The following is a 25,582-nucleotide window of genomic DNA, read 5'->3' as shown; positions in this document are numbered from 1 at the left end:
GTTCGCCACTCTCGTGGCCAGGCACAAAAACCCGGGTCGACTGATCCGTCTCAGGGTGCGACCGGTGTCTTGACCACCGTCACTGGCATCTCCGCGAGACGGAGGACGCGATCCGTGACGCTGCCGAGCAGGCTCCGGTACTCGTCGGGCCGCCGCCGGGTCCCGAGTACCACGAGGTCCACGCCGGCCTCGCGGGCGAACTTGACGATGGTTTCGGGCGGTTGTCCGTGCTCGATGTGGCCCTCGACGTCGACGCCGTGTTCGGCCGCCCGTTCGGAGACCGCGGCGATGGCCTCCTCGCCGACTTCTTCGAGCCCGTGTTCCGGTCCCTCCCGACCGTCGACGTACTCGTCGCCGCTGTAGGCGTCGTAGACGTCACTGTCGACCACGTACAAGACGTGTAGCGTGGCATCGTGGTGTGCGGCTAGTTCGATCGCGTGTTCGGTCGCCCTGTCGGATGCGGCCTCTCCGCCTGTCGCGAGTAGTATGTTTTCGAACATACGAGTGCCTACGCCCCCCAGCAGGAAAAATGTCGGTGTCTGTATGCCTCTGTGCGACGAATAAGCAAAACTACTGCTAAATTTCATTAATCAAGTAAACTCTGATTATCTTTCTGAGCCCTCCAAAACACGATGTAACTCCGCTTATCTCGAAATAAGATAATAACAATAAACTATATATCTGTTTTTTCTCGAAGTGGAGTGCTATCGTTGGTCCCCTTGTCTCGGCAGTGTCGCGTCGTAAGGAAGGCTTTTGTAGGATGGATGCTGTAACGACATCATGTTACGTGGTATCAATAGCGGTCTTCGTCGGCTGACCGCAACCTCGATAGGGTATCCACCCGGATCGGATAACTCCGGTAGCCACCCCCGACCGGAGTTCAGTGTGCCACGGTATCAAGGAAGCTGCGGTGACAGACGGAGATCTCAATGAGCACGAACGACAGCGACGACGGCGACGACAGGACAGGCAACCAGAACAGTCAATGTGGGTCCGGCAGGGTGATCAGCTGATGGACGGACGCGTCACGATATCCGAACTGGAGAAGGTGTACGGGGAAGGCGCAGAGCGGACGAAAGCGATCGAGAATCTCTCCTTCGAGGTCGAGGGCGGCGAGTTCGTCAGCGTCGTCGGACCGAGCGGGTGCGGCAAGAGTACGCTCCTGTACCTCATCGCGGGCTTTCTCGACATCACGAGCGGGACGATCGCCGTCGACGACGAACCGATCGACGGCCCCGGAACCGACCGCGGCGTCGTCTTCCAGGACTACGCGCTGTTCCCCTGGCGGACCGTCTTCGAGAACGTCACGTACGGTCTCGAGGAGGACGGCGTCCCGAAGGAGGAACGACAGAGCATCGCACAGAAGTACATCGACCTGGTCGACCTCGACGGCTTCGAGGACAAGTACCCCAAGGAACTCTCCGGCGGGATGAAACAGCGCGTCGGGATCGCCCGGACGCTCGCGTACGAACCGAAGATCCTGCTGATGGACGAGCCGTTCGGCGCGCTCGACCAACCCCTGCGCGAGGCGCTTCAGGACCAACTGCGTGACATCTGGGCCGATGTCGGAAAGACGATCGTGTTCATCACTCACGACGTCGAGGAGGCCGTGTACCTCTCCGAGCGCGTGCTGATTATGACGCGACACCCCGGGACGAAGAAGACGGTCACGGAAGTCGATCTCGACCGCTCGGGCACGCGAGAGGAGATCGTCACCTCCGACGAGTTCGCCGATTACAAGAACACCGTCTGGAAGTCGCTCCACGAAGAGACCCAAACCGAGGTGAAGCTGTAGCCGTGCGACACGCGACCTCGCGCCGCATCGAGGGGCTTCCGGCTCCCATCCAGGGCGTCGCTCAGACGCTCGTCGACTGGATCCCGCTCGGCATTCTCGTCCTGCTCTGGGAGTTGGCGAGCGGAACGGTCGTCGCGGAGGCGGTCCTTCCCCCACCGACCACCGTCGTCGGTGAGATCGTCGAACTCATCGTCACCGGCGATGTGTTCTCGCACCTGTTTATCTCGCTGTTCCGGATCGGTGTCGGTCTGGGACTGAGCATCCTCGCCGGCGTGCTCCTCGGCGTCGGGATGGCCCGTTCGGACCCCGTCGAGAACTTCTTCGACATCTTCCTCTCGATGACCTATCCCATCCCGAAGACGGCGCTCGTCCCGCTCGCGATCCTGTGGCTCGGCGTCGGAACCGAGGCGGCGATCCTCATCGTCTTCCTCGCGTGCCTGCTCCCGATCGTCCTGAACTCCTACAACGCGGCCGTCGACGTCGATCAGAACCTGGTCTGGTCGGCACAGATGATGGGGACGAGCGACCGTGAGATGCTGTACAAGGTGATCTTCCCGGCGACGGTTCCAGAGATTATGACTGGGATCAGACAGGCGGTCCCGATCGCGTTCATCGCGCTCGTGAGCGCCGAACTCATCGCCTCGAACCAGGGGATCGGGTACCTGATCCTCACGTCCGGACAGATCGGTAACTACCCGACGATGTTCGCGAACATCGTCATCATCTCCGCGGTCGCGTTCGTCGCGGTCCGTGGCTTCGAGGAGACGCGTGACAGGGTGTTAGTATGGACGTAACTGCAGACGCCGAGGGCGGATTCGATCTGTCGCGGGTCATCGACATCGGGAAGTCGATCTACTCGCTCGTGATCCTCCTCGTCCTCTGGGAGGTCGTCGGCCAGCTCGGTCTCATCCACTACTACTTCCTGCCGCCCCTATCGGCGATCATCGCTCGATTTATCGAGCTGACACTCAACGGCGAGATGCTGTACAACGCGTATCTGACGCTGTACCGGGCGCTCGTCGGGCTCGCCATCGCGTCGGTGCTCGGCGTGATCGTCGGCGTCCTCTCCGCGCGGAACGACCTCGTGGACTGGTTCTTCGATCCGATCATCAAGATCGGCTACCCGATCCCGATCATCTCGCTCATCCCGGTGTTCATGCTCTGGTTCGGGATCGGCGACATCTCGAAGATCATTATGGTCGCCGTCGGGACGTTCTGGCCGGTCGCCATCAACGCGCGCGACAGCACTCGACAGGTCCAGACGAACCTCATCTGGTCGGCACAGATGATGGGGACGAGCGACCGTCGGCTCCTCTGGCGCGTGGTTATGCCCGCGGCGCTACCGGGCATCCTCACGGGCTTTCAGATCGCGATGCCGCTGTCGCTCATCATCACGTTCGTCTTCGAGATGGTGGCCGGCGGCGGCGGTCTCGGTGCCCTGGAGATCGCGGGCGTCCGCTCGTTCCAGTCCGAACAGGTCTACGCCGCGATCATCGCGATTATGTTCATCGGTATCGGTCTCGACCGTTTGCTCCGGTTCACCCGGAGTCGGCTCCTGCACTGGACGTAGGCGCTGATCCGACTTCTCCGCGACTGACGTTTCTCGATCCTCTTGCGATTCCCGCGGGATCGGCCTTTCTGACTTCCAGTCCGGTTTTGCCGCAGTCGACTCGGGCTCTCCGCCCAGTGCGCGGCGCGCACCACCGAAAATATCGTGGCGTTTACGACTGGTCGGTCACCCGATCGGACGCTGTCGTGCGATCGAGTGCGAGAAAACTTGCAAACGCGACTATAGTGGACGAGCACAAAAATCTAAATGGATGTACATCAAAGATACCCTGTATGCCAACGACTCTCTGTCACGGTTGCACGGTCTGTGAGTGCCCTCCGACGTCGTCGGTCGCCGAATCCGAAGCGGTGATGCGACGATGATCGACGCTTCCGAGACGCGGGTCGTCGACTGCGACTGGCACTACCAGGACTCCTTCAAGGAAGTCGCGGAGTACATGCCCGAACCGTGGAACACGAAGTATCAAAACAGCAACTGGGACGACGCCGGGGTGAAACAGAACCTCAGTTCGTTCTTCCCGACGTCGACGGGCGACAGACAGAACTACGGGAAAGTCCTGCGCGAGCACTCGAACTACCCCGACGAACCCGAGGAACCCGAACGCGTCCGCGAGGGGATGGACTTCCTCGACATCGACGTCTCCCTGCAGATTTCACACCTCATCCTCGCGATGGGCGGCGTCAACGCCGATGACGAGCGCATCCAGGCGTTCACCGAAGCGTACGTCGAGTACATGTTGGCCGAAGTGCTTGACCCCGACGACGGCGTCTACGGCCTCGCCCCGATACCCTACGGCGATATCGACGCCTCGCTCCGCATCCTCGACCGCGTGGAGGACGAGGAGGCGTTCGTGGGGGCGTGTTTCGTGACGGCGGGCGCGAGTCCGCCGCTGGGTAACAGAAAGTACGATCCGATCTACGAGCGCTGTGAGAAAATGGACTATCCCGTGGTCTATCACACGGGCGGATCGGGCCTCGACGAGTACGTCCGCGCGGGCTATCAGGAGATGATCGAGACCCACACGCTCGGCTTTCTCGAATCGAACATGTCCCAGATCGTCAGCGTGGCCTGCCAGGGCGTTCCCGAAAAGTACCCCGACCTCGACATCGTCTTCATGGAGAGCGGCGTCACCTACATTCCCGGGCTCGTGAGTCGACTCGACGAGGAGTACCTCAAGCGACCCGAGGAAGCACCGCTGCTGGACACCCGTCCCAGCGAGTACATCACGGACTTCTACTTCGGGACCCAACCCCTGGAGATCTCCGCGCGCAACGACCTGCTGGAACTCTGCTTCGATATGATCGGCACCGACCGACTGCTGTACGCGTCGGATTACCCCCACTGGGACTTCGACAGCCCCTCGATCATCAACGATCTGCCGATGCTCGACGACGACGACCGAAGAGCGATCCTCGCCGGCAACGCGATGGAGGTGTTCGGCGTATGAGCGCCGACGGACTCGTCGAAGTCGGTCCCGCCGAGGAGTTCGACGACGGGGACCACGCCCTCGTCGAGGTCGGCCGCGCGGAGGTCGGCGTGATCAAAGCGGAGGGGGAGTTCTACGCGCTCCGGAACCAGTGTCCGCACGACGGCGGCCCGGTCTGCAAGGGGAACGTCCAGCGCGAACTCGTCGGCGAGTTCACCGGCACGGGCGAGCGTGTCGACCAACACTACAGCGATAACTGTATCGTCTCCTGCCCGTGGCACGGATGGTCCTTCGAGTTGGAGACGGGCGAGCACATCGGCGACGACCGGATCAGAGTCCCCACCTACGACGTCGTCGTCGAGGACGGCGTCGTCTACGTGGATAGCGGCGAGTGATCGGTCGATCGGCCCGGACGTCGAGCGACGTTCGTCCGGGCAGGACCCGAGCCGACTGCCGGGACAATCTACTTGTGTGCGAGCGGTGAGCTACCCGTATGCACGTCGCGATCATCGGCGGTGCGAGCACCATCGGCTCGACCGTCGCCTACACGCTCGCCGGACTGACACCGACCGTCGACGTCTCGCTCGTCGACATCAACGAGGGCGCCGCGTGGGCCCACGGGAAAGACATCTCTCACGCGAGCTATCACTTCTCGAACGCGCCGGGAGCGGCGATCGCCGGCGACGACGTCGGAACGGTTCGATCCGCCACGCCCGACGAACTGGCTGAACTGGACCCCGATCTGCTCGTGTTCAACGCGGCCGCACCGCAGCCGGAGGACGCGACGGACCGCGGCGCGCGCGAGGCCGAACTCGACCGGAACCTCTCGATCGTCGAGGACGTCGCCGAGGACCTCCGTCCGCTGGATCCGACGCCGCTGCTCGTCGTGACGAACCCGATCGATCGCCTCGTCTATCAGTTCTACTCGCTCCTGGAGTGGCCGCGACGCTGTTTCCTCGGCTACTCGCTCTCCGAGACCGCGCGCGTCGCCGACGCGCTCGGCTCGGAACTGGACGTCCACCCCAACGAGGTCTCCTGTCCGACGATGGGCGAACACGGCGAGCAGGTCGTCCCGATCCTCTCTCGGGCGCGCGTGAGCGGCGAGTCGGTCGCGACCGACGACCTCGACCGCGAGGAGATCCGCGAGTACGTCCTCGATATCCCCTTCCAGATCGCGAAGGAGCGCGGCGTCGCCGAGACGTCGCGGTGGGTGACGAGCGCCGGCGTCACGCGGGTGATCCGCTCGATTGCGGCCGGTTCGGAGCCGGGCGGCGACGATCCGCGCGGCCGTCTCGGGGAGCCGTTCTGTCTCTCGACGCCGCTCGACGGCGAGTACGGCTTCGAGGACCTCGCGCTCAGCGTTCCGGTCGACCTCGACGAGGGCGGTGTCGCCGCGATTCACGAGTGGGATCTCGCCGCCGTCGAGGCCGACGAACTCGCGACGGCGGCGGACGCGGTCAGGGCTGATCTGGACCGGATCGGGGCGAGGGGGTACGACGGTTGATTACGGCGCGTCCGCTGGATCCGCCCAGTCGTTCCGCGATATGAGACAGTGGGGAGTTCCGCGCTGCGGGACGAGACGGGGCCCGATGGAGGCGCGGTCGCTCGGGGGATCGGTGGCGACGACTGCGCGGTCGGACGTCCGACCCGGAAGCGAGCCGTGAGTCCGATCAGTTCGACGGGATGTACTCGTTCGTCGCGTACTCGCCGACGTCGAAGCTCTCCTCGACGAACCCGAGTTCGACGAGCTCGTCGATGGCGAACTGGAGGCGGTCGATATCGATCGTGATGTCCTGGCGGTAGTAGTCGTTGTTCGTGAGGAAGAAGCCGTCGACGACCTGTTCCGGGAGTTCGAAGTGCTCCGCGGCCAGGGAGACGACCTCGCTCCGGTTATCGTAGCAGTACTCGACCAGCTCGTCGAGGTCCTCGCCGAACGCGGCGATGGCGTCGCCGTTCTCGTCGAGAGAGTTGTTCGACGCGACCGTGTATGCGAAGGGATACGCCTCGTCCCAGAGGTCCTGGCTGCTGTACACTTCGGTGAAGCCCTCGGCCCGCGCCGCGACGGCGAACAGGGCGGGGAAGATCCCCGCGTCGATCCGGCCGTCGTTGATCGCAGAGACGAACGTCGGGAACGGCAGTTCGACGATTTCGGCGTCGGTCCCGAACTCGAGGTCGGCCTGTCGGATCCCCTTTTCGAGCACGGCGTGGGTCCCGGTCCCCTGCGCGTTGACGCCGACGTTGGCCCCCTCCAGATCGGCGATTTCGGTGATGTCCGAGTCGGGACCGGAGAAGATGGTGAACCCGTACCACTCCGGATGAGCGTCCCAGAAGTCCGTCGCGATCATCGAGATGTTCCCCGGAACCGCCTCCTGGCGGACCGCGGAGGCGTAGCTAACAGTCGTGAGAAGCGCCATATCCACCTCTCCGGCCGCCATCGCGTTGAGTGAATCGGGCGTGCTCTCGTTTCGCGTTACGCTGAGTTCGTACTCCGATCCCAGGTTCGAGACCTGATCCTGTAGCTCCTCGATCGCGAACAGCGATCCGAAGTTCTCCACGGGAACGGTGAACGCGAGTCCGAGTTCCGGAGTCCCGCCGCCGGTGATACTGGAACAACCCGCGAGCCCCGTCAGTCCGATCGTACTGGCTGCCGCCCCGGTCTTCAGAAACGACCGACGCCGAATGCTGTCGAATGACATCATCGAATAGGATAGATATGGTGGTATATAAAATCACCTGTCTTTCGACGTTTCGGCACCGCCGTTGTCGACAACTGTTCCGAATCGGCCATCACTACCAGTCGCGCTGACTGTCGATCAGCCGACGGACACTGCGGTTAGGAGGTCAGTCGCCGGACATCACTGTCACGACCGGCAACTCTGCGGTGAGCAGGATGGACTGCGTCTTGCTCCCGAAGAGCGCTTTCCCGGTGGGCGATCGCTTCCGGCCGCCGATGACCAGGTACCGCGCGTCACGCCGGTCGGCCTCCGACAGGATCTCTTCGACGGGTTCGCCGACGCGACCTTTGAGGATCGTATCCGACGGTTCCTCCAGCGTACCTCGCACCACGTCGCGCGCGACGCCCGTCGCGTGTCGTTCCCCGTCCTCGACGGTGTACTCCTCGCCGGAGCCCTGTTGGTGGGCCCAGCCTTCGGCGCTCCCGTACGACGCCGGCGTCGTGACCGAGCGACCCGAGGATCCGCCCGCCGCGGAGCGGAACTTCTCGAACACGTCCTGCGGCATCACGTGCAGCACGACGTGATCGTCGTCGAAGGCCGTCGCCAGTTCCTCCCCCCGCGCTACGGCATCGCTCGGGATCGTCTCGCCGTCGACCGCTGTCAGTATTGTCATACCCGATACTCCGAGCGACGGTTAATAAATCGTGGTGGCAATTGTCGGTGGCGTGTTCGGAACGAACCAAAGAGGTCGATCGGACCCGCGATTTTATTACCGGGCCCGCTCAAGGACGCGTCGTCGAATGAGCGATAGAGAGTCAGACATACGAGCACCTCCGGCTACCGGCGACGACGGCGGTGGTGAGGTGCGGTACCTCTCGCAATCGGACCTATCGGTACCCACCCACCAGATCGTCGCGCCCGACGGATCGTACGACGAGCGTGCGGTCCCGGATCTCGACGACGAGGAGTTCTTGGACCTGTACCGGTGGATGGTGACCGACCGGGTGTTCTCCCGGCGGATGGTGAACATCCAGCGACGTGGCGAACTCGGCACGTTCGGATCCACGCGCGGTCAGGAGGCGAGCATCATCGGGAGCGCGTTCACGCTCCGGCCCGACGACTGGCTGTACGTCGGGCGCGCGTGGACACCGATGTTCATGCGCGGCGCGTCGATGAAGGACATGATCCTGTTCTGGCGGGGGATCGAGGAGGGGCAGGAGGCCTTCGCGAAGCACAACTCCCAGATCGCGATCTCGATCGGCTCGCACCTCCCGCTGGTGGCGGGCATCGCGTGGGGGATGCACCTCGACGACGCCGACGCGGTCGCGACCGCGTACCTCGGCGACGGCGCGACGAGCACCGGCGCGGCCCACGAGGGGATCAACCTCGCGGGGTCGCTCGGCCTGCCCGCGCTCTTCTTCTGTCAGAACAACCAGTACGCCATCTCGATGCCGTACGAGAGACAGAGCGGTGCGAACACGATCGCACAGAAGGCGCTCGCCTACGGCATCGACGCGATCCGCGTCGACGGCCAGGACGTCCTCGCCGTCTACGACGCCGTTCAATCCGCACGCGAGCGTGTCACGGAGGGGGAACCGGTGTTCGTCGAGTCGGTCACGTACCGCCTCGACGCGCACACGACGAGCGACGACCCCACGCGCTACCGCTCCGATGAGGAGGTCGAGCACTGGGAGGCGCACGACCCGATCGAGCGCTACCGGCAGTTCCTGAAATCGGAGGGACTGTGGTCCGAGATCGATCACGACGCCGTCGTCGAGGAGATCGACGCCGAGTTCGACGAGGCGCTCGCGGCCGCAAACGAGATGGAAGAACGGGCGGTCTCGGAGATGTTCACCTACCTCTACGACGAACTGCCGCCGGAACTCGCCCGGCAACTGGCCGAGTTCGAAGACCTCCTCGAACGACGCCCCGAGATGTACGACTACATCGAACACAGACCCAAGGGATGACTATGCAGGCAACCATCGTACAGGCGGTCAACGACGCACTGCACACGGAGATGGGGCGCGACGACCGGGTCGTGGTCTTCGGCGAGGACGTCGCCGAGAGCGGCGGCGTCTTCCGCGCGACCGACGAACTCCTCGAGGAGTTCGGGAGCAAACGCGTGGTCGACACGCCGCTGTCGGAAATCGCGATCGTCGGCGGCGCGGCGGGGATGGCGATGTACGGCTACCGCCCGGTCGCGGAGATCCAGTTCTCCGGGTTCCTGCCGCCGGCGTTCGACCAGCTCGTCACGAACGCGAGTCGGATCCGCTGGCGCACCCGCGGCGAACTGAGCGCGCCGATGGTCGTCCGGATGCCCTACGGCGCGGGCGTCCGGGCGCTGGAACACCACTCCGAGAGTCTCGAAGGCGCGTACGCTCACATCCCCGGCCTCCAGGTCGTCGTCCCGAGCACGCCCGCGGACACGAAGGGCCTGCTCACCGCCGCGATCCGCGATCCCGACCCGGTCCTGTTTATGGAGCCGAAGCGGATCTACCGCTCGATCCGGGAGGAAGTCCCCGAGGGCGAACACGAGGTCCCGATCGGCGAGGCGGCCGTCCGCAGGGAGGGCGAGGACGTCACGGTCGTCGCGTGGGGCTCGATGATGCCGCCGACGCTGGAGGCGGTCGAAGAGGGCGGCGTCGACGCCGAGGTGATCGACCTCCGTTCGATCTCGCCGATGGACACCGAGACGGTCGTCGAGTCGGTGAAGAAGACCGGCCGCTGCGTCGTCGCCCACGAGGGCCCGCGGACGCTCGGCGTCGGTAGCGAGATCGTCGCCCGGATCAACGACGAGGCGCTGATGTACCTCGAAGCGCCGATCGAGCGCGTGACCGGGTTCGACACGCCCGTGCCGCTGCTGTCGATGGAGGACTTCTACTTCCCGCACCCGCCGCGGATCCTCGACGGTATCGAGGCGGCGCTCGCGGACTGATTCGGCCCGGTTTGTGGCTGTTTTCGCCGTCTCGGGATCGAAACGCGCAGGGAAATACTGAAAGGGTTGTGCGCCGACCGACTGGTATGGTAGAACGAACCTTCGAGTTGCCGGACCTCGGTGAGGGGATCGCCGAGGGCGAACTCGTCTCGTGGCTCGTCGCGGAGGGAGAGTCCGTCGTCGAGGATCAGGTCATCGCCGAGGTCGAGACCGACAAGGCGCTCGTGGAGATTCCGAGCCCCCAGGAGGGGACGATCGCGCGACTACACTACGACGAGGGCGAGATCGTCCCGGTCGACGCGGTCTTCGTGACGTTCGACGTCGCCGGCGAGGAGGGCGAGGAAGTCACAGACGTCGCGGACGGGGAAGTCGCAGACGAGTCGTCGGAACCGACGGAGACGGCCGAGACCGCGGATACTGTGGCGGCTGAGACCCCGGGCGTCGAGAGCGATGAGGCGGCGACGGGCGAGGACGACGTCGAGTCGGCGGGACCCGCCGACGACGCCCCCGTCCCGTCGGGTCGCGTGTTCGCCGCCCCGAGCACGCGGTCGCTCGCGCGGGAACTCGGCGTCGACCTCGCTGCCGTCGATGGATCCGGTCCGGGCGGGCGCGTGACCGATGCGGACGTCAGAGCGCACGCCGACGGGACGTCCGCCGAGGCAGCGTCTGCGGCCGTCGTCACCGGCTCGGCGGCGGCGACTGCCGACGGGACCGAATCGGCGGCCACCGTCGCCCCGGCGGACGCCGGCGCGGTGGACATACAGGAGGGTGGCGCGGCGTCGACCTCCGGACCCGCCGCCGGAGCCCCGGCTTCGACTCCCACCGCCGACCGCGACCGCACGCTCGGGATGCCGGCGACGCGACGACTCGCCGACGAACTCGGCGTCGACCTCGATGCGGTTCCGGCGAGCGAGGAGCGGGAGGGAGAGCCGTTCGTGACGCCCGAGGACGTCCGGCAGTTCGCGGCCGGCGGGTCGGCTGACACGGCAGCGGAGTCGTCTACGGCGCCCGCGGAGACGACCGAAGCGGGCGCTTCGACTGTCTCTGTGGGCGGCGAAGACGGCGGTGCCGGGGAGACCGCACCCGAGGTCAGTGCGGGGAGGAAATCGAGCGGTGCGGGTACCGGGGCCGACGTCGAGGCACGCTCGGGCGAGCGCGTGCCCTACCGCGGCGTCCGACGGACGATCGGGGAACAGATGGCGCAGTCGAAATACACCGCCCCGCACGTCTCCCACCACGACGAGTTCGACGCGACCGAACTCGTCGAGTTGCGGAAGGAACTCGCCGCGGTCGCCGACGACGAGGGTGTGAAGCTCACCTACCTGCCGCTCGTCGTGAAGGCGGTCACGGCGGCGCTGCAGGAGTACCCCTACCTCAACTCCAGTCTCGACGAGGAGAACGAGGAGATCGTCCTCCACGACGAGTACAACGTCGGAATCGCGGTCTCGACCGACGCGGGACTGATGGTGCCCGTGATCAAAAACGCCGACGAGAAGGGGCTCAAGCAGTTGGCCGAGGAGATTCAGGACCTCGCCGAACGCGCCCGAAACCGCAAGATCAAGCCCGAGGAGATGCAGGGCGGCACGTTCACGATCACGAACATCGGCGTGATCGGCGGCGAGTTCTCCTCGCCGATCATCAACCACCCCGAGGCGGCCATCTTCGCGATGGGGCCGATCAAGGAACGCCCCTGGGTCGTCGACAGCGAGGTCGTCGCCCGCGAGACGATGCGCTTCTCGATGTCGGTCGATCACCGCCTCGTCGACGGTGCCGACGCCGCGCGGTTCTCGAACCGCGTGAAAGAACTCCTCGTCGAGCCGTCACGGCTGCTGCTGGAGTAAGCGCCGCAGAGACGAGTCCACGACGCCCCGGATTTTCGAGACGCGACTGCCACCGGAAAACCACGAGATGGGGACGAAACCGGGGGATTTCGAGGGATTCACCGTCGCCGTACCGGGTCTCCTCGACACCGTCCCGTACAGACGCGGACGGATGACTTTTTGACCCGGGGGCGAGTGGACTGTCGTATGGTAATGGGCGACATCGCCACGGCGACCGACCTGCTCGTGATCGGCGCGGGCCCCGGCGGCTACGTGGCAGCGATTCGCGGTGCACAGAAGGGACTCGACACGACCCTGGTCGAAAAGGGCGCATTCGGTGGGGCCTGTCTGAACCGGGGCTGTATCCCCTCGAAAGCGTTCATCCACGGCGCGGACGTCGCACACGACGCGGCGAACGCCGAGGACATCGGAATCCACGCCGATCCGGCGGTGGATATGAGCCGGATGCAGGAGTGGAAATCGGGCGTCGTCGACCAACTGACCGGCGGCGTCGAGAAGCTCTGTAAGGCCAACGGCGTCTCGCTCCTGGAAGGCACGGCCTCGTTCGAGGACGAGCACACCGCGCGCATCGCCCACGGCGGCGAGGGCCAGGGGATGGAGACCGTCGAGTTCGAGCACGCGGTCGTCGCGACGGGGTCGCGACCGATCCAGATCCCCGGCTTCGACTTCGCCGACGATCCCGTGCTGTCTTCGGAGGACCTCCTCGCGATGGACTCGCTGCCGGACCGGCTCGTCGTCGTCGGCGCGGGCTACATCGGGATGGAACTGTCGACGATGCTCGCGAAACTCGGGACCGACGTGACCGTCGTGGAGATGCTCGACGACGTCCTCCCGGGCTACGAGGACGACGTCCAGCGGACGATCCGCTCGCGCGCCGAGGATCTCGGCATCGAGTTCAACTTCGGTGAGGGTGCGACCGGCTGGGAAGACACGGGAGACGGCGTCGTGGTCTCGACCGAGACGGAAGACGGCGAGACCGCGGAGTACCTCGGCGACGCGGTCCTCGTCGCGGTCGGCCGCCAGCCCGTCACCGACACGCTCGAACTCGAGAGCATCGGGCTCGAACCGAACGAGAACGGCTTCCTCGCTACCGACGACCGCGCGCGGACCGACGTCGAGAACGTCTTCGCGGTCGGCGACGTCGCGGGCGAACCGATGCTCGCGCACAAGGCCAGCGCCGAAGGGATCGTCGCCGCCGAAGTCGCCGCGGGCGAGCCGGCGGCCCTCGACCAGCAGGCGATCCCCGCGGCGGTGTTCACCGATCCGGAGATCGCGACCGTCGGAATGACCCGCGAGGAGGCCGAGAACGACGGATTTGACCCGGTCGTCGGCGAGATGCCGTTACGAGCTAGCGGCCGCGCGCTGTCGATGGGCGAGTCAGAGGGCTTCGTCCGGATCGTCGCCGACGAGGAGAGCGGGATCGTCCTCGGCGGGCAACTCGTCGGCCCGAACGCCTCGGAACTCGTCGCAGAGGTCGCGCTCGCAGTCGAGATGAGCGCCACGCTCGAAGACGTCGCCGGGACCGTCCACACCCACCCGACGCTCGCGGAGGCCGTGATGGAGGCCGCCGAGAACGCGCAGGGACAGGCGATCCACACCCTGAACCGCTGAACTCGGTAGCGACTTCACCCGCACGTATCCGCGCGACCCGAGGAACTATTTTCCGCGGCGCGGTGGTGGGGATGTGAGCCGAAACAGCCCGATTCGACGAGTCGGTATTCACGACTGGGGAACGCACCCCTGCCCGCCCGAACACCTCCGTAACCTGCTCGACGAGACCGAGGGGATCGACTGCGAATTCGAGGTGTGTGAAACCGACGAGGTCGGGACGTACGACGGCGTCGTCACGGTCTTTCACCACGACGAGTTCCTCGACGGTCCCGACTGGATTCACAACATCCGATCCGGCTACGAGGACTTTCCGCTGGACGCGTATCAGGAAGCGGGTGTGACGATGACCAACAGCACCGGTATCGCGGGGGACCTCGTCGGGGAGACGGTCACCGGCCTCGTTCTCACGCTCGCGAAAGGACTGCACCGGTTCAGGGACCGACAGCACGGCCGCGAGTGGGAGCGGCTCCCCTGGCGACGTCCGTTCGAGGTGAGTGAGTCGACTGCCTGCGTGGTCGGCCTCGGCGAACTCGGCGGCAGCGTCGCCAGCAGACTCGGCGTGCTCGGGATGGACGTCGACGGCGTCGACATCCGCCCCGTCTCCGGCCTCGGCCTCGATCGGGTGTACGACCCCGCACGCATCGAGACTGCCGTCGGCGACGCCAGATTCGTCGTGCTCACGACCCCGCTGACCGACGCAACTCGGGGCCTCGTCGACCAGTCTGTGTTCGAGTCGATGCGCGACGACGCCTATCTGGTCAACGTCAGCCGCGGCGAGATCGTCGTCGAGGACGATCTCGTGGACGCGCTGGAGACCGACGAGATCGCCGGAGCCGCGCTGGACGTCTTCTACGACGAACCGCTACCGGAGGACGCGCCGTTCTGGGAGATGGAGAACGTCGTCGTCACCCCACACGCCGCGGCGCAGGCTGCCACGTACGGCGACCGGATCGCCGACCTCGTCGCGACCAACGTGAGCCGTCTCAACGACGGCGGGACGCCGTGGAATCAAGTGATCTGACCGAGCGGTCGTCGCCCCGGTGCTCGCGCTCTGAACTCGTCTCGCGCTCACCGCTCGAATCGGGGGACACTACTCCCGCTGGACGGTTCGTTCCGTCTTCCGGAACAGATGCCTGACGAGGGTGGTCACCCCCACGTAATTCGCTTTTGACGATGAGTCATTCCTATATAGTGAATAACTGCCCAGAGGAGCTCGTCGAAACCGCTCGAACTCCTACTGTTTCCTCGATATGGGAGTCCTTCCGAGATCCACATCGATTACTTCGTCCAAAAAGAATACTCTTTCACTTCTCACGAAAAGACGGCAGGGGACATCGTCACGAATGCGCCTGATTGAGTTCGATGATGTTCGCGGCGCGGCGGAGTTCCGGCAGGATTTCGTCCTCGATTCGTTCCTGTCCCATCCGACTCACCGGTCCCGAGACGCTCAGTGCGCCGGCGATGTCGTCGTCGTACAGTATCGGAACGGCGACGCAGTTGAGGCCCTTGATCCGCTCCTCCCTGTCGTAGGCGCACTCGCGCTGTCTGATCTCTTCGAGGGCATCGAACAGTTCTACTCGGTCCGTGATCGTCCGTTCCGTCAGCGCCGGGAGGCCGTGGCGGTCGATGATCGACTCCACGCGCTCGCGCGGGAGATACGCCAGGACCGTCTTTCCGAGCGCGGTGGTGTGCAGTCTGACCGACTGTCCCGTGTACGAGTCGAGGCTGACGGCGTCGGCACCGCGCTCGCGCGCGAGGAACACTCCCAGCCCGTGTTCTTCGACCAACAGATTTGCGTACTCGCCCGTGGCCTCGGCGATTCGCTCCATCTCCGGGATCGCGACGTCGTAGAGGCGTTCCCGGGACCTGGCGTATCCACCGAGGTCGAGAAAACGGAGTCCCACCTCGTACTCACCGTCGCTCTCGACCACGTACCCCTCGTGTTCGAGCGTGCGGAGGTAGTTGTGGGCGCTGCTCTTTGCGATCTCGAGATGGTCCGCGAGTTCGGTGACTGTCGCACCGTCCAGCGCTTTGAGCGTCTCCACGATTCGGAACGTCGTCTGCGCCGTCTTCACCGGCGTGTTCGGTTCCCGCTCGTATTGTTCCATACGTCCAGCGACGACGTTCCTCATTTTATATTTACTGTTCGGCAGTGCCGAAATACTGTTTTCCGCGTCGTGTATCGAAACGGGAGCGGAGCGTCGACTTCACCCGACGCTTCTCAATTACTACGCGACGCGATACACGGCCAGACGGACCCCGGTCGGCTGACGGGTGCCGGCCGCGACGAAGACGCTCTCGGTCAGCCACTCCAACTCCGGGGCGGCCGTCTCGAACTCCGGGACCGAACAGAAGTAGACGTCTTCGGGTTCGACCGGTTTCCCCTCGCGGAGTCGTGCTTTCGTCTCGGGATCGGCGACGCGCATTCCACGATTCTCGACGTAGACGCGGTCGCCCTCGGTCGTCTCGAAGGCGTACTTGGCGACGAGTTCGGTCGGCCGCCGGTCGCGATAGAGCTGGTAGTCCGCGCCGGCCTCGAGCACTGTCCCCTCGATCCGCCCGGAAACCGTGCCGCCGAGAATCGGGATGATGCGCCGCTGTCCGTCGCCGGTCTGGCCGATCTCGATCGGGGATTCGACGTCGATTTCGAGTTCCATCACGCGTTCGAGGCCCAGTTCGAGGTTCGGATCGTCCGTCTGCCAGCCGTCGGTTGCCATACCCCCTGTCCGGACCGGACTCATATAATCGTTGGGCGGGCGGTCTCGGCGTTCGAGTATATCGTAGCCGTCGTGTCGACATTCGACATAACATATGTACTGATGTTAGCTGATCTATTCCTGCGCAGTCTCGTTCGTACAGACTATCCATATACCATTAATACTAAGATTTCTTATTATTTATATTCTATACGATACGACTGGAATCAAGAATATAAAATTTTCAGGCTTTTCTGGGACAAATAGTCATTGTAATGTCCGTTATATACCGTATATTAGTTGAAAATCTACCTATCGTGAATCAATCTAGAACTCTTTTACAAAGAAAAATTGATATTTTACACTTTCTCCCCGCTTCTAGTTATTTTCGTCTCCGATAATTTAAAAGAGCGCGTCGGACTCGGGAAGGACTCGTGCGGGTCCGCCGACCTCCCACACGTCCGTGTCGATGCCGACGTCCTCGACGGCCGACTGCACGACATCGACGTGGGGCGCGGTCGTGTTCACGTACACGCTCGCCCCGGTATCAGTCGAGAAGTACACCGGAACATCTTCCTCCTCGCGGAGCTCTCGGACGGCGTTGAATACGGCGATTGTGTCCGGCTGCCAGTAGACCCATCCGGCCGGACCGGTCATCGTCGTCGCCGTCAGCGACAGCGAGTCGTGTTCGGCCAACTCGAACGCGCGGTCGAAGTCGGCCTCGTAGAGCGCATCCCGCATCGCGTCGATCTGGTGGTGGACGTGTGCCATCCGCGCCTGGAACATATGGCTCGCTGCCGCCTCGCGGTGCGCCTCTTCGGTCTCCTTGTACGCGGGGACGTGCGCGGCGACGACTCGGAGGTCGTCTTCGAGATCGGTCTCGATTCGTTCCGAGCGGCAGTCCTCGTCGTTCATTCCCGAGTAGAGGTGCGAGAACGCGCCCGTGACCGCACGCGCGGCCGAAGAGGAGCCTCGACGGGCGATCGTCGAGACCTCCGGCCGGGTCAGATCCAGTCCGGCGGCCTCCGCGAGGGCCATCGCCGCCGCAGCGAACCCCGAGGAAGAGGAGCCGAACCCGATGTTCGACGGGAACGAGTTCTCCGATTCGAGCCGGACTGCGTGGTCGAATCCCGCGAGTTCGCGGACGTGCTCGACGACCGCGTCGATCCGCTCCGCGCCGCGGCCCTCGACGCGGTCGCCACCGATTCGGTAGACGTCCTCCTCGTCGTCGGGCAGGAACTCGACGGTCGTCTTGGTATGGCTCGGCGCGGTACAGACGCTGATGCTGTCGTGATACGGGAGGCGACGTTCCTCGTCGCGCATTCCGTGGTACTTGATGAGCCCCTGAATCGGGTGGGCCTTCGCTGTCGCTTTCATATCCCTATGCGAGAGAGACGGTGGGTTAAACGTCCCGAAAATTCAGGGGCGTCGCGTACGCCTCTTCAGAGTCCCACGCTGACCGCGTACGGCTATGTGCCACCCGAGACCGCGAGGAACTCTCTTCGCGTCCGCGTACCCGGTCATACCGCCGACGTTCGCAATCGGGCACTCGATCGCACGACTGCGTTCGATCGGATGCGCAATAGGCTGCAAACGTTACTATCGTCGATCGTACGTCCTGCGACAAACCTCCCGACGCGAGTGCCCGCCAAACGGCCCTCACCAGCGAATTCGAAAACCCGACTCGCCCTCTGGTTCCTCGTACGTCACGTCGACATCTTCGACGGACGCTGCCGGACTCCCCGTGTGGCACCACTCGACTAACTCCTCGACGGCGGATTCAGACCCCTCGAATATCGCCTCGACGCGGCCGTCGTCGAGGTTGCGCACCCAGCCGTCGACGTCGCGCTCGCGGGCCGCATCGCGCGTCGACGCCCGGTAGTAGACCCCCTGGACGGTTCCGCTGACGAACACGTGCGCTCTCGTTCGATCGTCGCTCATCTTGGGACGAAGTACGCCGGTGGATCGAAAGAGGTTATCGGCTCAGCGTATCTGATCGCAGACGTCATATCAGTATCCGTGACATATTAGTCTCCTCCTTTTTCATTTAGAATGACAATTACAATGCCGAAAAGCCTGTGTTATTTTTCCAGAATGGCTACCGGAAACCTCAGTGATACCGTTCCGGAGGATGGTGACCACTCCACTCGAGAGGACGTGGTATTCTCCGCATTGAGCAACCGGCGTCGCCGTCTCGTCGTTTCCGTGCTTCGGGAGGCGGATGAACCACTGGATATCGGCACGCTCTCGACGCAGGTCGCCGCCCGCGAACAAGACGTTGACCCGTCCGCCATCACCCACCGTCAGCGCAAGAGCGTCTACACCGCGCTCCACCAGAACCACCTCCCGAAACTCGCCGATGCCGAGTTCGTCACTGCGGAGCGCGAGTGGGTCGGAATCCGACTCGCGGACCGCGCGGATGTGCTCGAATCCCACCTCCGCCAAAACGACGCCTCGCGGTCGTGGCCCCTCTGGCAGGTGGCCCTTTCGACCGGGCTCTGTACGACGGCCGCCGTCGCGCTCTTCCCCGGATCTAACCTCTCGGGCGTCGTGGCAGCGACTGTCGCGACGCTGTTCGTGACCCTCGTCTGTTTTTCTCTGCCTGCCGATACCCGGATCCTCTCTCGGATCTGACGCGCCGTTATACGGCGTATACCGGCTTCAATCAGACGTCGTTCTCGCAGTATCGAGCTAATACTCACGGTACATATCGGTCTACGTACAGTCAGCCCCGGCCGACCGTACCTGCATCCGGGGAGACACGTATGTACGACTCAGACAGACGCCCTTCCGACAGAGTATCGATATGACAAGCAAAAAACGAATACGGCTGTTAGCCGTCCTTGCGGCGGTCTTTATGATCACGTCGCCGATGGCCGGCGTCGCCGGCGCGTCCATCGCACCCACACACGAGGCGGCGCCGACAGCTGCGCAGGTCGACGGCGGCGACGCCATCTACCGCGTGAACGCGGGCGGGGCGGTGACAGCCACCGACGGCGGTCCGGACTGGACCGACGACGCACAGTATGTCGTGGCCGGCGACAGCCAGACCGCGAGCAACCCGGCACCTGACTCGATCGACGAGTCGGTGCCGGGATACGTGCCGTCGGGGGTCTGGACGAACGAACGGTACGATCCGCCCTCGGACGGCGAGATGAACTACGAGTTCGACGTCCAGTCGGGTCAACAGGTCGAGGTCCGGCTGTACTTCTACGACGGGTACTCCGAGACTAGCAACCCCGGCGACCGCGTCTTCGACGTCAGCGTCGAGGACCAGACCGTCGAGAACTTCGACCCGATCGCAGAGTACGGCGACCAGACCGCCGGAATGGAGTCGTTCACCGTCGTCAGCGACGGGACGATCGACGTCGACTTCGATCACGTGACGGAGAACCCGCAGCTCAACGCCATCGAGATCGTCTCGGCTGCACCGCAGCCGGACACGCTCGGCGGGCCGAGCGAGGTCGACTTCGGCACGGTCGTCACCGGCAACAGCGAGACCGAATCCGTGACGCTGACGAACCTCGGCGAGAGCGGCGATCCGGACATCGATATCTCGGGAGTCTCGATAGCGGGCACGGACGCGGGCGAGTTCTCGGCGGGGTCGGTCTCTCAGACGACGCTGGCTCCCGGCGAGTCCGCGGATGTCCCAGTGACGTTCTCACCGTCGGACGCCCAGCCGAAGGCGGCGACGCTCGAAATCGCTCACAACGGGAGCAATTCCCCGGTGACGGTCGACCTCTCTGGCGAGGGGGTGAGTGACGTCCCCGTCGGGTTCGGCGTCAGCGGGCTGGATGTCGACCTCGGCAACCCGACGTCGCTCGACTTCGGACCGGACGGCCGGTTGTACGTCTCCCAGCAGAACGGGGAGATCAAGGCGTTCGAGATCGCCCGGAACGGCGAGAACGACTACGAGGTCGTCGACACCGAGGTCATCACCGCCGTTCAAGACATCCCGAACCACGACGACGACGGGTCGTACAACTCCGGCGTCGACAACCGACAGGTGACCGGTCTGACGGTCGAAGGGACCGAATCGACGCCGGTCATCTACGTCACCTCCAGCGATCCGCGCATCGGGGCCGGGGGCGGTCACACCGACAGCGGACTGGACACCAACTCGGGCGTGATTTCGCGGCTCACTCAGACCGACTCCGGCTGGGACCACGATATGCTCGTGCGCGGGCTGCCCCGCTCCGAGGAGAACCACGCGACGAACGGCGTCCAGTACGACGCCGAGGAGAACGTCCTCTACGTCGCACAGGGCGGTCACACCAACAAGGGTGCGCCCTCGGACAACTTCGCGCTGACGCCGGAGTACGCGCTCTCGGCCGCGATCCTCTCGGTCGATCTCGACCAGATCGAGGGGATGACGGAGAAGGACGCCGCCAACACGGATGCGTCGTACCTGTACGACCTGCCGACGCGGTCCCCGGAGTCGACGCCGACGGACGGTCCCTTCGGTGGGATGGACGGGGAGAACATGGCGAACTGGACGTCGAGCAGTCCGGTCGACGTGTACTCGCCGGGCTTCCGTAACGCGTACGACATCGCCCTCGACGAGGACGGCGAGCTGTACGCGACGGACAACAGCGCCAACCCCGGCTGGGGTGGCATCGTCGTCAACGAGGGTCCGCAGGGCGTGTGTACCAACGAGCAGAACGAGCAAGACGAGTTCTCCGCACCCGGTGTGTACCACATCGAGGGCGAGGACTACTACGGAGGTCACCCGAACCCGACGCGCGGAAACCCCGACAGCGACTTCGGTGACGCGGTCGAGGACGGCCTCCACGATCCGATCAACTGCGACTTCATCGCCCCGACGAACGGTTCGAGCCCGAGCGAGGCGCTCGAGACGTACGGGGCCACGCCGCAGGGGATGGACGTCTACACCGCGTCGAACTTCGGCGGCGCGATGGAGGGCGACCTCCTGCTGGCGATGTGGAATTCCGGCGACGTGGAGCGCGTCGAACTGAACGCGGACGGGACGGAGGCGACCTCCTCCGAACCCATCTTCGAGAACATCGGCAGCAACCCGCTCGACGTCCACGCACAGGGCGACGCGGGACCGTTCCCGGGCACCGTCTGGGCGGCGACCTACGGTAGCAACGACGTCACGGTGTTCGAGCCGAACGACTACGACGGATCGACCGGCGAGACGTGTACGGCGGACGATCCGAGTTCGCCCGACTACGACCCGGACGGTGACGCCGACGGCGACGGCTACACGAACGCCGACGAGAACGCGGTGGGGACCGATCCCTGTTCTGCGGCCTCCCAGCCCGACGACTGGGACCAGGACGGAATTCCGGATTCGCTCGATACCGACGACGACAACGACGGCCTCACCGACGGCGAGGACCCGTTCGCGATCGACCCGCAGAACGGCCTCGACAACGACTTGCCCGTCGACCGGCAGTTCGTCGCCGGCCAGCATCCGCAGTCGCTGTTCGGCCTCGGGTTCACCGGCCTGATGACGAACGGCACTGACTACGCCGACCTGTACAACGCCTCCCAGGTCCGCGCGGGCGGCGCGACCGAACGCATCTCGGTCGACGAGGTGCCGTTCGGCGACGCTTACGAGGATCTGAACACGCAGTCGTACGCGTTCCAGTACGGCGTGAACGCCACCGGGGACGCGCCGTTCACCGTTCAGACGACGGTCGAATCGCCGTTCTCGGACGATATGACGCCCGAGAACTACCAGTCCGCGGGTATGCAGATCGGCCCCGGAGACCAGGACAACTACCTCAAGCTGGTCGCATCCGCGCAGGACGCCAACGGAAATCCAAACGGTGGCGTCGAGTTCGTCAAGGAGGTTGACGGAACCGCCGAATCCGCGAAGCTCTCCGAGGGCGACGTGGTCGGCAGCGGCCAGACCATCGACCTCTACCTCGACGTGTACCCCTCGAACGACACCGTCGTGGCGAGCTACGCCATCGACGACGGTGAGCGAGTGTACTTCGACGAGACGTACTCGATGCCCGAGAGCTGGTACGCAAACGACACCCGCGGTATGGCTGTCGGCCTCATCAGCACGGCCAACCAGGCCGACGAGACGTTCTCGGCCTCCTGGGACCGACTGACGGTCACGGAGATCGGTGCGAACGCCGCGCCGAGCGCCGACGCCGGGAGCGACCAGACCGTCGACGAGGGTTCGACAGTCCAGCTGGATGCCTCGGCGTCCACCGACCCGGACGACGATCAACTCGGCTACTCGTGGACGCAGACCGGCGGTCCGTCGGTCCAGCTGAGCGCACAGGACGACGCGCAGCCGTCGTTCACCGCGCCGGATGTCGACGGTGACACGACGCTCACGTTCGAGGTGACGGTGAGCGACACCGAGGGAGCGTCCGACACCGACACGGTGAACGTCACCGTGGAAGACGCGGACCAGACGACCGGCGAACTCGTCTTCGCCGTCAACGCTGGCGGCGACGAGTACACCGCCAGCGACGGTACGGTCTACCAAGCAGACACGAACTTCGACGGCGGCGATACGACCGCCGCGGGCGAGGCCGGCATCCCCTCGGACATAACGATCAACGGTACCGACGACGATCCGCTCTACACGACCGAGCGGTACGGCGGATCGGACGGCGGGAACTTCGGCTACGACGTCCCGGTAGACAACGGCACCTACGAGGTGACGCTCCAGTTCGCGGAGATCTACCACGGAGTCAGTAGCAACTCGGACGGCGCCGATGAGGGCGACCGGGTGTTCAGCGCCTCCATCGAAGGCCAGGAAGTCCTCACGGACTACGACATCTACTCGGAGGTCGGCACGCTGACGGCCGACGATAAGACCTACACCGTCGAGGTGACTGACGGCACGCTGAACGTCGACCTCAGCGCCAGCGCCGACAACGCGAAGATCTCCGCCATCGAGGTCGTCGAGGTCGACGACTCCGACGAGCCGACGAACCCGGAGGCGACCGTCGAGATCGACGACGGCGAGAGTAACATCGACGCGACGACGTGGGACGCCGAGTCCTTCGAGATCGCGAACACGGGCGACGCGCCGATCGAGACGGTCACGCTGAACCTCAGCTCGGCCGTCCTGCCGGACGTCGTCTTCGATCCGGACGGCACGGCCGGCGACCAGGGCGCGAAAGGCTTCGTGCTCAACGACAACGCCACCAGCGGCACTGTCGACGCGACCGTCACAGACCCGCACAACGGCGTGAACGGCTCCGACGGCTACGACACGCTCGTCGTCGAATTCGGCTCGTTCCAACCGGGCGAGTCGATCACCTTCGAGATGGACAACGACCCGACCAGCATCAAGGGCGGGTCGACCGTCCAGAGCGGGGAGGCCGGTCCGATCTCCGGGCTGGAGCTCTCCGGATCGACGGTGACCGTGGACTTCGCCGACGGATCGACCGCCGAGACGAGCCTGTTCAGCGACGGGAGCGTCGCCGGCTCGCAGGCGGTCGCCGACACGACTGTGGCACCCGCGCCGACCATCGGCGCCGAGGGCGTCGCCACGAGCGACACGACCCTCTCGCCGGCCCACACGGCTGCGACGGTGGCCGACGCCGACCAGAACATCACGGTCGACGGCCAGCCCGGTGAGACGGTGACGCTGCTCCGCCTCGAGGGCGAACTGAACCTCGACGGGGTCCCGACGTACGACGGGACGCCCGGCTACGACGTCGAGGCGTACGAGGCGAACACGGCGCTCCAAGTCGAGGAGTACACCGCCACCGTCGGCCAGGGCGGGACGGTCGAGATCCCCGTCACGCTGACCGATTCCTCGGAGGAGGGCGGCCTGAACTACTTCATCGCCGCTGCCGAGGACAGCGAGGGCGAGACCGGACTCACCTCGAACGTGGTCGTCCTGGAGCTCGATCCGGACGAGACCAACGACCCGCCGACGGTCGGAAGCATCACCGACCAGGGTGTCACCGAGGGCGAGTCGGTCACGATCGACGTGCCCGCCTCCGACGCCGACGGCGACGACCCGACGCTGTCGGTGAGCGGCCCCGACTTCGTCACGGTCGACGACGCCACCGACACGCTGACGATCGCGCCCGGTGCCGACACGGTCGGCACCTACACGGTGACCGTCACCGCCGACGACGGCAGCGCGACCGCCAGCGAGGAGTTCGCGGTGTACGTCGACGAACCCGACCAGGACGGCCAAGTCGTGTTCGCGGCTAACGCCGGCGGGCCGGAGTTCACCGCCGCCGACGGCACGACGTATCAGGCCTCGTCGGCGACGGACGTCTTCACCGGTGGCACGCAGTCCGGTCCGCAGAACATCGGTGGACTGACCGACACCACCGAGATCGAGAACACCGACGACGACGCGCTCTACCGGACCGAACTGTACGGCGGCGATGCGCAGAACGCCGCGCCGAACGTCTCCGCCGCCGTCGAGAACGGCACCTACGAGGTGACGCTCCAGTTCGCGGAGATCTACCAGGGCGTCGCGTCGAGCGACGCGCCGGACTCCGACGGACCGAGCGACGGTACCCAGGAGAACGACCGACTGTTCAGCGTGACCGTCGAGGACCAGGAGGTCCTCACGGACTACGACATCTACTCCGAGGTCGGCCCGCTGACGGCTACCGACAAGACCTACACCGTCGAGGTGACCGACGGCACGCTGAACGTCGACTTCGCGGTGACCAACGACAACGCGAAGCTCAGCGCCATCACGGTCGAATCGCTCGAGGAACCGGACGACGGCCCAGGTCCGGTCGGCAACTTCACCGACGCGCCGACTGATCCGGACGGCGACGGCGTCTACGAGGACGTCAACGGCGACGGCAACGTGGACGTCGGCGACGCCCAAGCGCTGTTCGTCAACACCGACGATCCCGTCGTCCAGAACAACACTGCCGCGTTCGACGTCAACGGCGACGGCGACGTGGACGTCGGCGACGCCCAGGCACTGTTCGCCAACAGCGACGACACGGGGGCCTGATCAGTCCCTGCTTCACTCGCCGGTCCTGGCGCCACTCCAGAGGTCGTCCGGATTCGTCGGATCGGCACCCCACACGATACGAGAACACCACGACGAAC

20 protein-coding genes are annotated in these 25,582 nt (G+C 64.9%); 13 read left to right on the top strand and 7 right to left on the bottom strand.

Going from position 1 to position 25,582, the window contains the following annotated elements; all coding sequences use genetic code 11:
- Positions 1–50: 50 nt before the first annotated feature.
- Entirely contained in the window at positions 51–500 is a 450-nt protein-coding gene (locus NO876_RS14840) for a universal stress protein (RefSeq protein WP_256422444.1), read from the bottom strand.
- A 512-nt stretch (positions 501–1,012) separates the two neighbouring features.
- Here NO876_RS14840 and NO876_RS14835 point away from each other — a divergent pair.
- The 6 genes from NO876_RS14835 (at position 1,013) to NO876_RS14810 (ending at position 6,295) form a co-directional block, all read left to right on the top strand.
- Positions 1,013–1,795 carry an ABC transporter ATP-binding protein gene (locus NO876_RS14835; RefSeq protein ID WP_256422443.1) on the top strand — a complete coding sequence of 261 codons (783 nt, stop codon included), beginning with the start codon at positions 1,013–1,015 and terminating at the stop codon, positions 1,793–1,795.
- A gap of 2 nt (positions 1,796–1,797) precedes the next feature.
- Positions 1,798–2,589 carry an ABC transporter permease gene (locus NO876_RS14830; protein ID WP_256422442.1) on the top strand — a complete coding sequence of 264 codons (792 nt, stop codon included), beginning with the start codon at positions 1,798–1,800 and terminating at the stop codon, positions 2,587–2,589.
- A complete protein-coding gene (locus tag NO876_RS14825) occupies positions 2,580–3,365 on the top strand; it encodes an ABC transporter permease (protein WP_256422441.1) in 786 nt (261 codons plus the stop codon). The genes NO876_RS14830 and NO876_RS14825 overlap by 10 nt, the downstream gene beginning before the upstream one ends.
- Before the next feature lie 358 nt (positions 3,366–3,723).
- Positions 3,724–4,812: an amidohydrolase family protein gene (locus NO876_RS14820; RefSeq protein ID WP_256422440.1), complete on the top strand. Its 1,089-nt coding sequence runs from the start codon at positions 3,724–3,726 to the stop codon at positions 4,810–4,812.
- Entirely contained in the window at positions 4,809–5,186 is a 378-nt protein-coding gene (locus NO876_RS14815; protein WP_256422439.1) for a Rieske (2Fe-2S) protein, read from the top strand. Before NO876_RS14820 ends, NO876_RS14815 begins: the two co-directional genes overlap by 4 nt.
- A gap of 98 nt (positions 5,187–5,284) precedes the next feature.
- Positions 5,285–6,295, top strand: a complete 1,011-nt coding sequence (locus tag NO876_RS14810) for a malate dehydrogenase (protein ID WP_256422438.1) — start codon at positions 5,285–5,287, stop codon at positions 6,293–6,295.
- 166 nt (positions 6,296–6,461) lie between these two features.
- Here NO876_RS14810 and NO876_RS14805 read toward each other — a convergent pair whose 3' ends face one another.
- Positions 6,462–7,487, bottom strand: coding sequence for an ABC transporter substrate-binding protein (locus NO876_RS14805; RefSeq protein ID WP_256422437.1), 1,026 nt, complete (start codon positions 7,485–7,487; stop codon positions 6,462–6,464).
- A gap of 145 nt (positions 7,488–7,632) precedes the next feature.
- Positions 7,633–8,139, bottom strand: coding sequence for a universal stress protein (locus tag NO876_RS14800; RefSeq protein ID WP_256422436.1), 507 nt, complete (start codon positions 8,137–8,139; stop codon positions 7,633–7,635).
- 127 nt (positions 8,140–8,266) lie between these two features.
- Between NO876_RS14800 and NO876_RS14795 the strand changes: the two genes are divergently transcribed.
- From NO876_RS14795 to NO876_RS14775, 5 genes are all read left to right on the top strand, one after another.
- Positions 8,267–9,436: a thiamine pyrophosphate-dependent enzyme gene (locus NO876_RS14795; RefSeq protein ID WP_256422435.1), complete on the top strand. Its 1,170-nt coding sequence runs from the start codon at positions 8,267–8,269 to the stop codon at positions 9,434–9,436.
- A gap of 2 nt (positions 9,437–9,438) precedes the next feature.
- The gene (locus NO876_RS14790) at positions 9,439–10,404 is read left to right on the top strand and encodes an alpha-ketoacid dehydrogenase subunit beta (protein ID WP_345780767.1); all 966 of its coding nucleotides are present in this window, start codon (positions 9,439–9,441) and stop codon (positions 10,402–10,404) included.
- Between the two features lie 86 nt (positions 10,405–10,490).
- Positions 10,491–12,245 carry a 2-oxo acid dehydrogenase subunit E2 gene (locus NO876_RS14785; RefSeq protein WP_256422432.1) on the top strand — a complete coding sequence of 585 codons (1,755 nt, stop codon included), beginning with the start codon at positions 10,491–10,493 and terminating at the stop codon, positions 12,243–12,245.
- A 186-nt stretch (positions 12,246–12,431) separates the two neighbouring features.
- Positions 12,432–13,856, top strand: coding sequence for a dihydrolipoyl dehydrogenase (gene lpdA / locus NO876_RS14780; RefSeq protein ID WP_256422431.1), 1,425 nt, complete (start codon positions 12,432–12,434; stop codon positions 13,854–13,856).
- A 73-nt stretch (positions 13,857–13,929) separates the two neighbouring features.
- Entirely contained in the window at positions 13,930–14,877 is a 948-nt protein-coding gene (locus tag NO876_RS14775; RefSeq protein ID WP_256422430.1) for a D-2-hydroxyacid dehydrogenase, read from the top strand.
- A 316-nt stretch (positions 14,878–15,193) separates the two neighbouring features.
- Here the strand turns inward: NO876_RS14775 and NO876_RS14770 are convergent, their stop codons facing one another.
- The 4 genes from NO876_RS14770 to NO876_RS14755 all read right to left on the bottom strand — a co-directional run bounded on the left by NO876_RS14770 (position 15,194) and on the right by NO876_RS14755 (position 18,493).
- Entirely contained in the window at positions 15,194–15,964 is a 771-nt protein-coding gene (locus tag NO876_RS14770; protein ID WP_256422429.1) for an IclR family transcriptional regulator, read from the bottom strand.
- A gap of 120 nt (positions 15,965–16,084) precedes the next feature.
- On the bottom strand, positions 16,085–16,573 hold the full coding sequence (locus tag NO876_RS14765) for a DUF3237 domain-containing protein (protein WP_256422428.1): 489 nt from the start codon (positions 16,571–16,573) through the stop codon (positions 16,085–16,087).
- 381 nt (positions 16,574–16,954) lie between these two features.
- Positions 16,955–17,929 (bottom strand): phosphomevalonate decarboxylase MvaD, encoded by a 975-nt coding sequence (gene mvaD, locus NO876_RS14760; protein WP_256422427.1) that lies wholly within the window; start codon positions 17,927–17,929, stop codon positions 16,955–16,957.
- 282 nt (positions 17,930–18,211) lie between these two features.
- Complete coding sequence (locus NO876_RS14755) at positions 18,212–18,493, bottom strand: acylphosphatase (RefSeq protein WP_256422426.1); 282 nt, start codon at positions 18,491–18,493, stop codon at positions 18,212–18,214.
- A gap of 153 nt (positions 18,494–18,646) precedes the next feature.
- Between NO876_RS14755 and NO876_RS14750 the strand changes: the two genes are divergently transcribed.
- Together NO876_RS14750 and NO876_RS14745 are read left to right on the top strand one after the other, a co-directional pair.
- Entirely contained in the window at positions 18,647–19,186 is a 540-nt protein-coding gene (locus tag NO876_RS14750) for an ArsR/SmtB family transcription factor (protein WP_256422425.1), read from the top strand.
- Positions 19,187–19,358: 172 nt separating this feature from the next.
- Positions 19,359–25,484 (top strand): malectin domain-containing carbohydrate-binding protein, encoded by a 6,126-nt coding sequence (locus NO876_RS14745; RefSeq protein WP_256422424.1) that lies wholly within the window; start codon positions 19,359–19,361, stop codon positions 25,482–25,484.
- Positions 25,485–25,582: the final 98 nt, after the last annotated feature.

Origin of the sequence: Halobellus rarus (genome assembly GCF_024494595.1) — an archaeon.
Taxonomy (GTDB): Archaea; Halobacteriota; Halobacteria; order Halobacteriales; family Haloferacaceae; genus Haloquadratum; species Haloquadratum rarum.
This window is presented reverse-complemented; position numbering and strand designations above follow the sequence as displayed.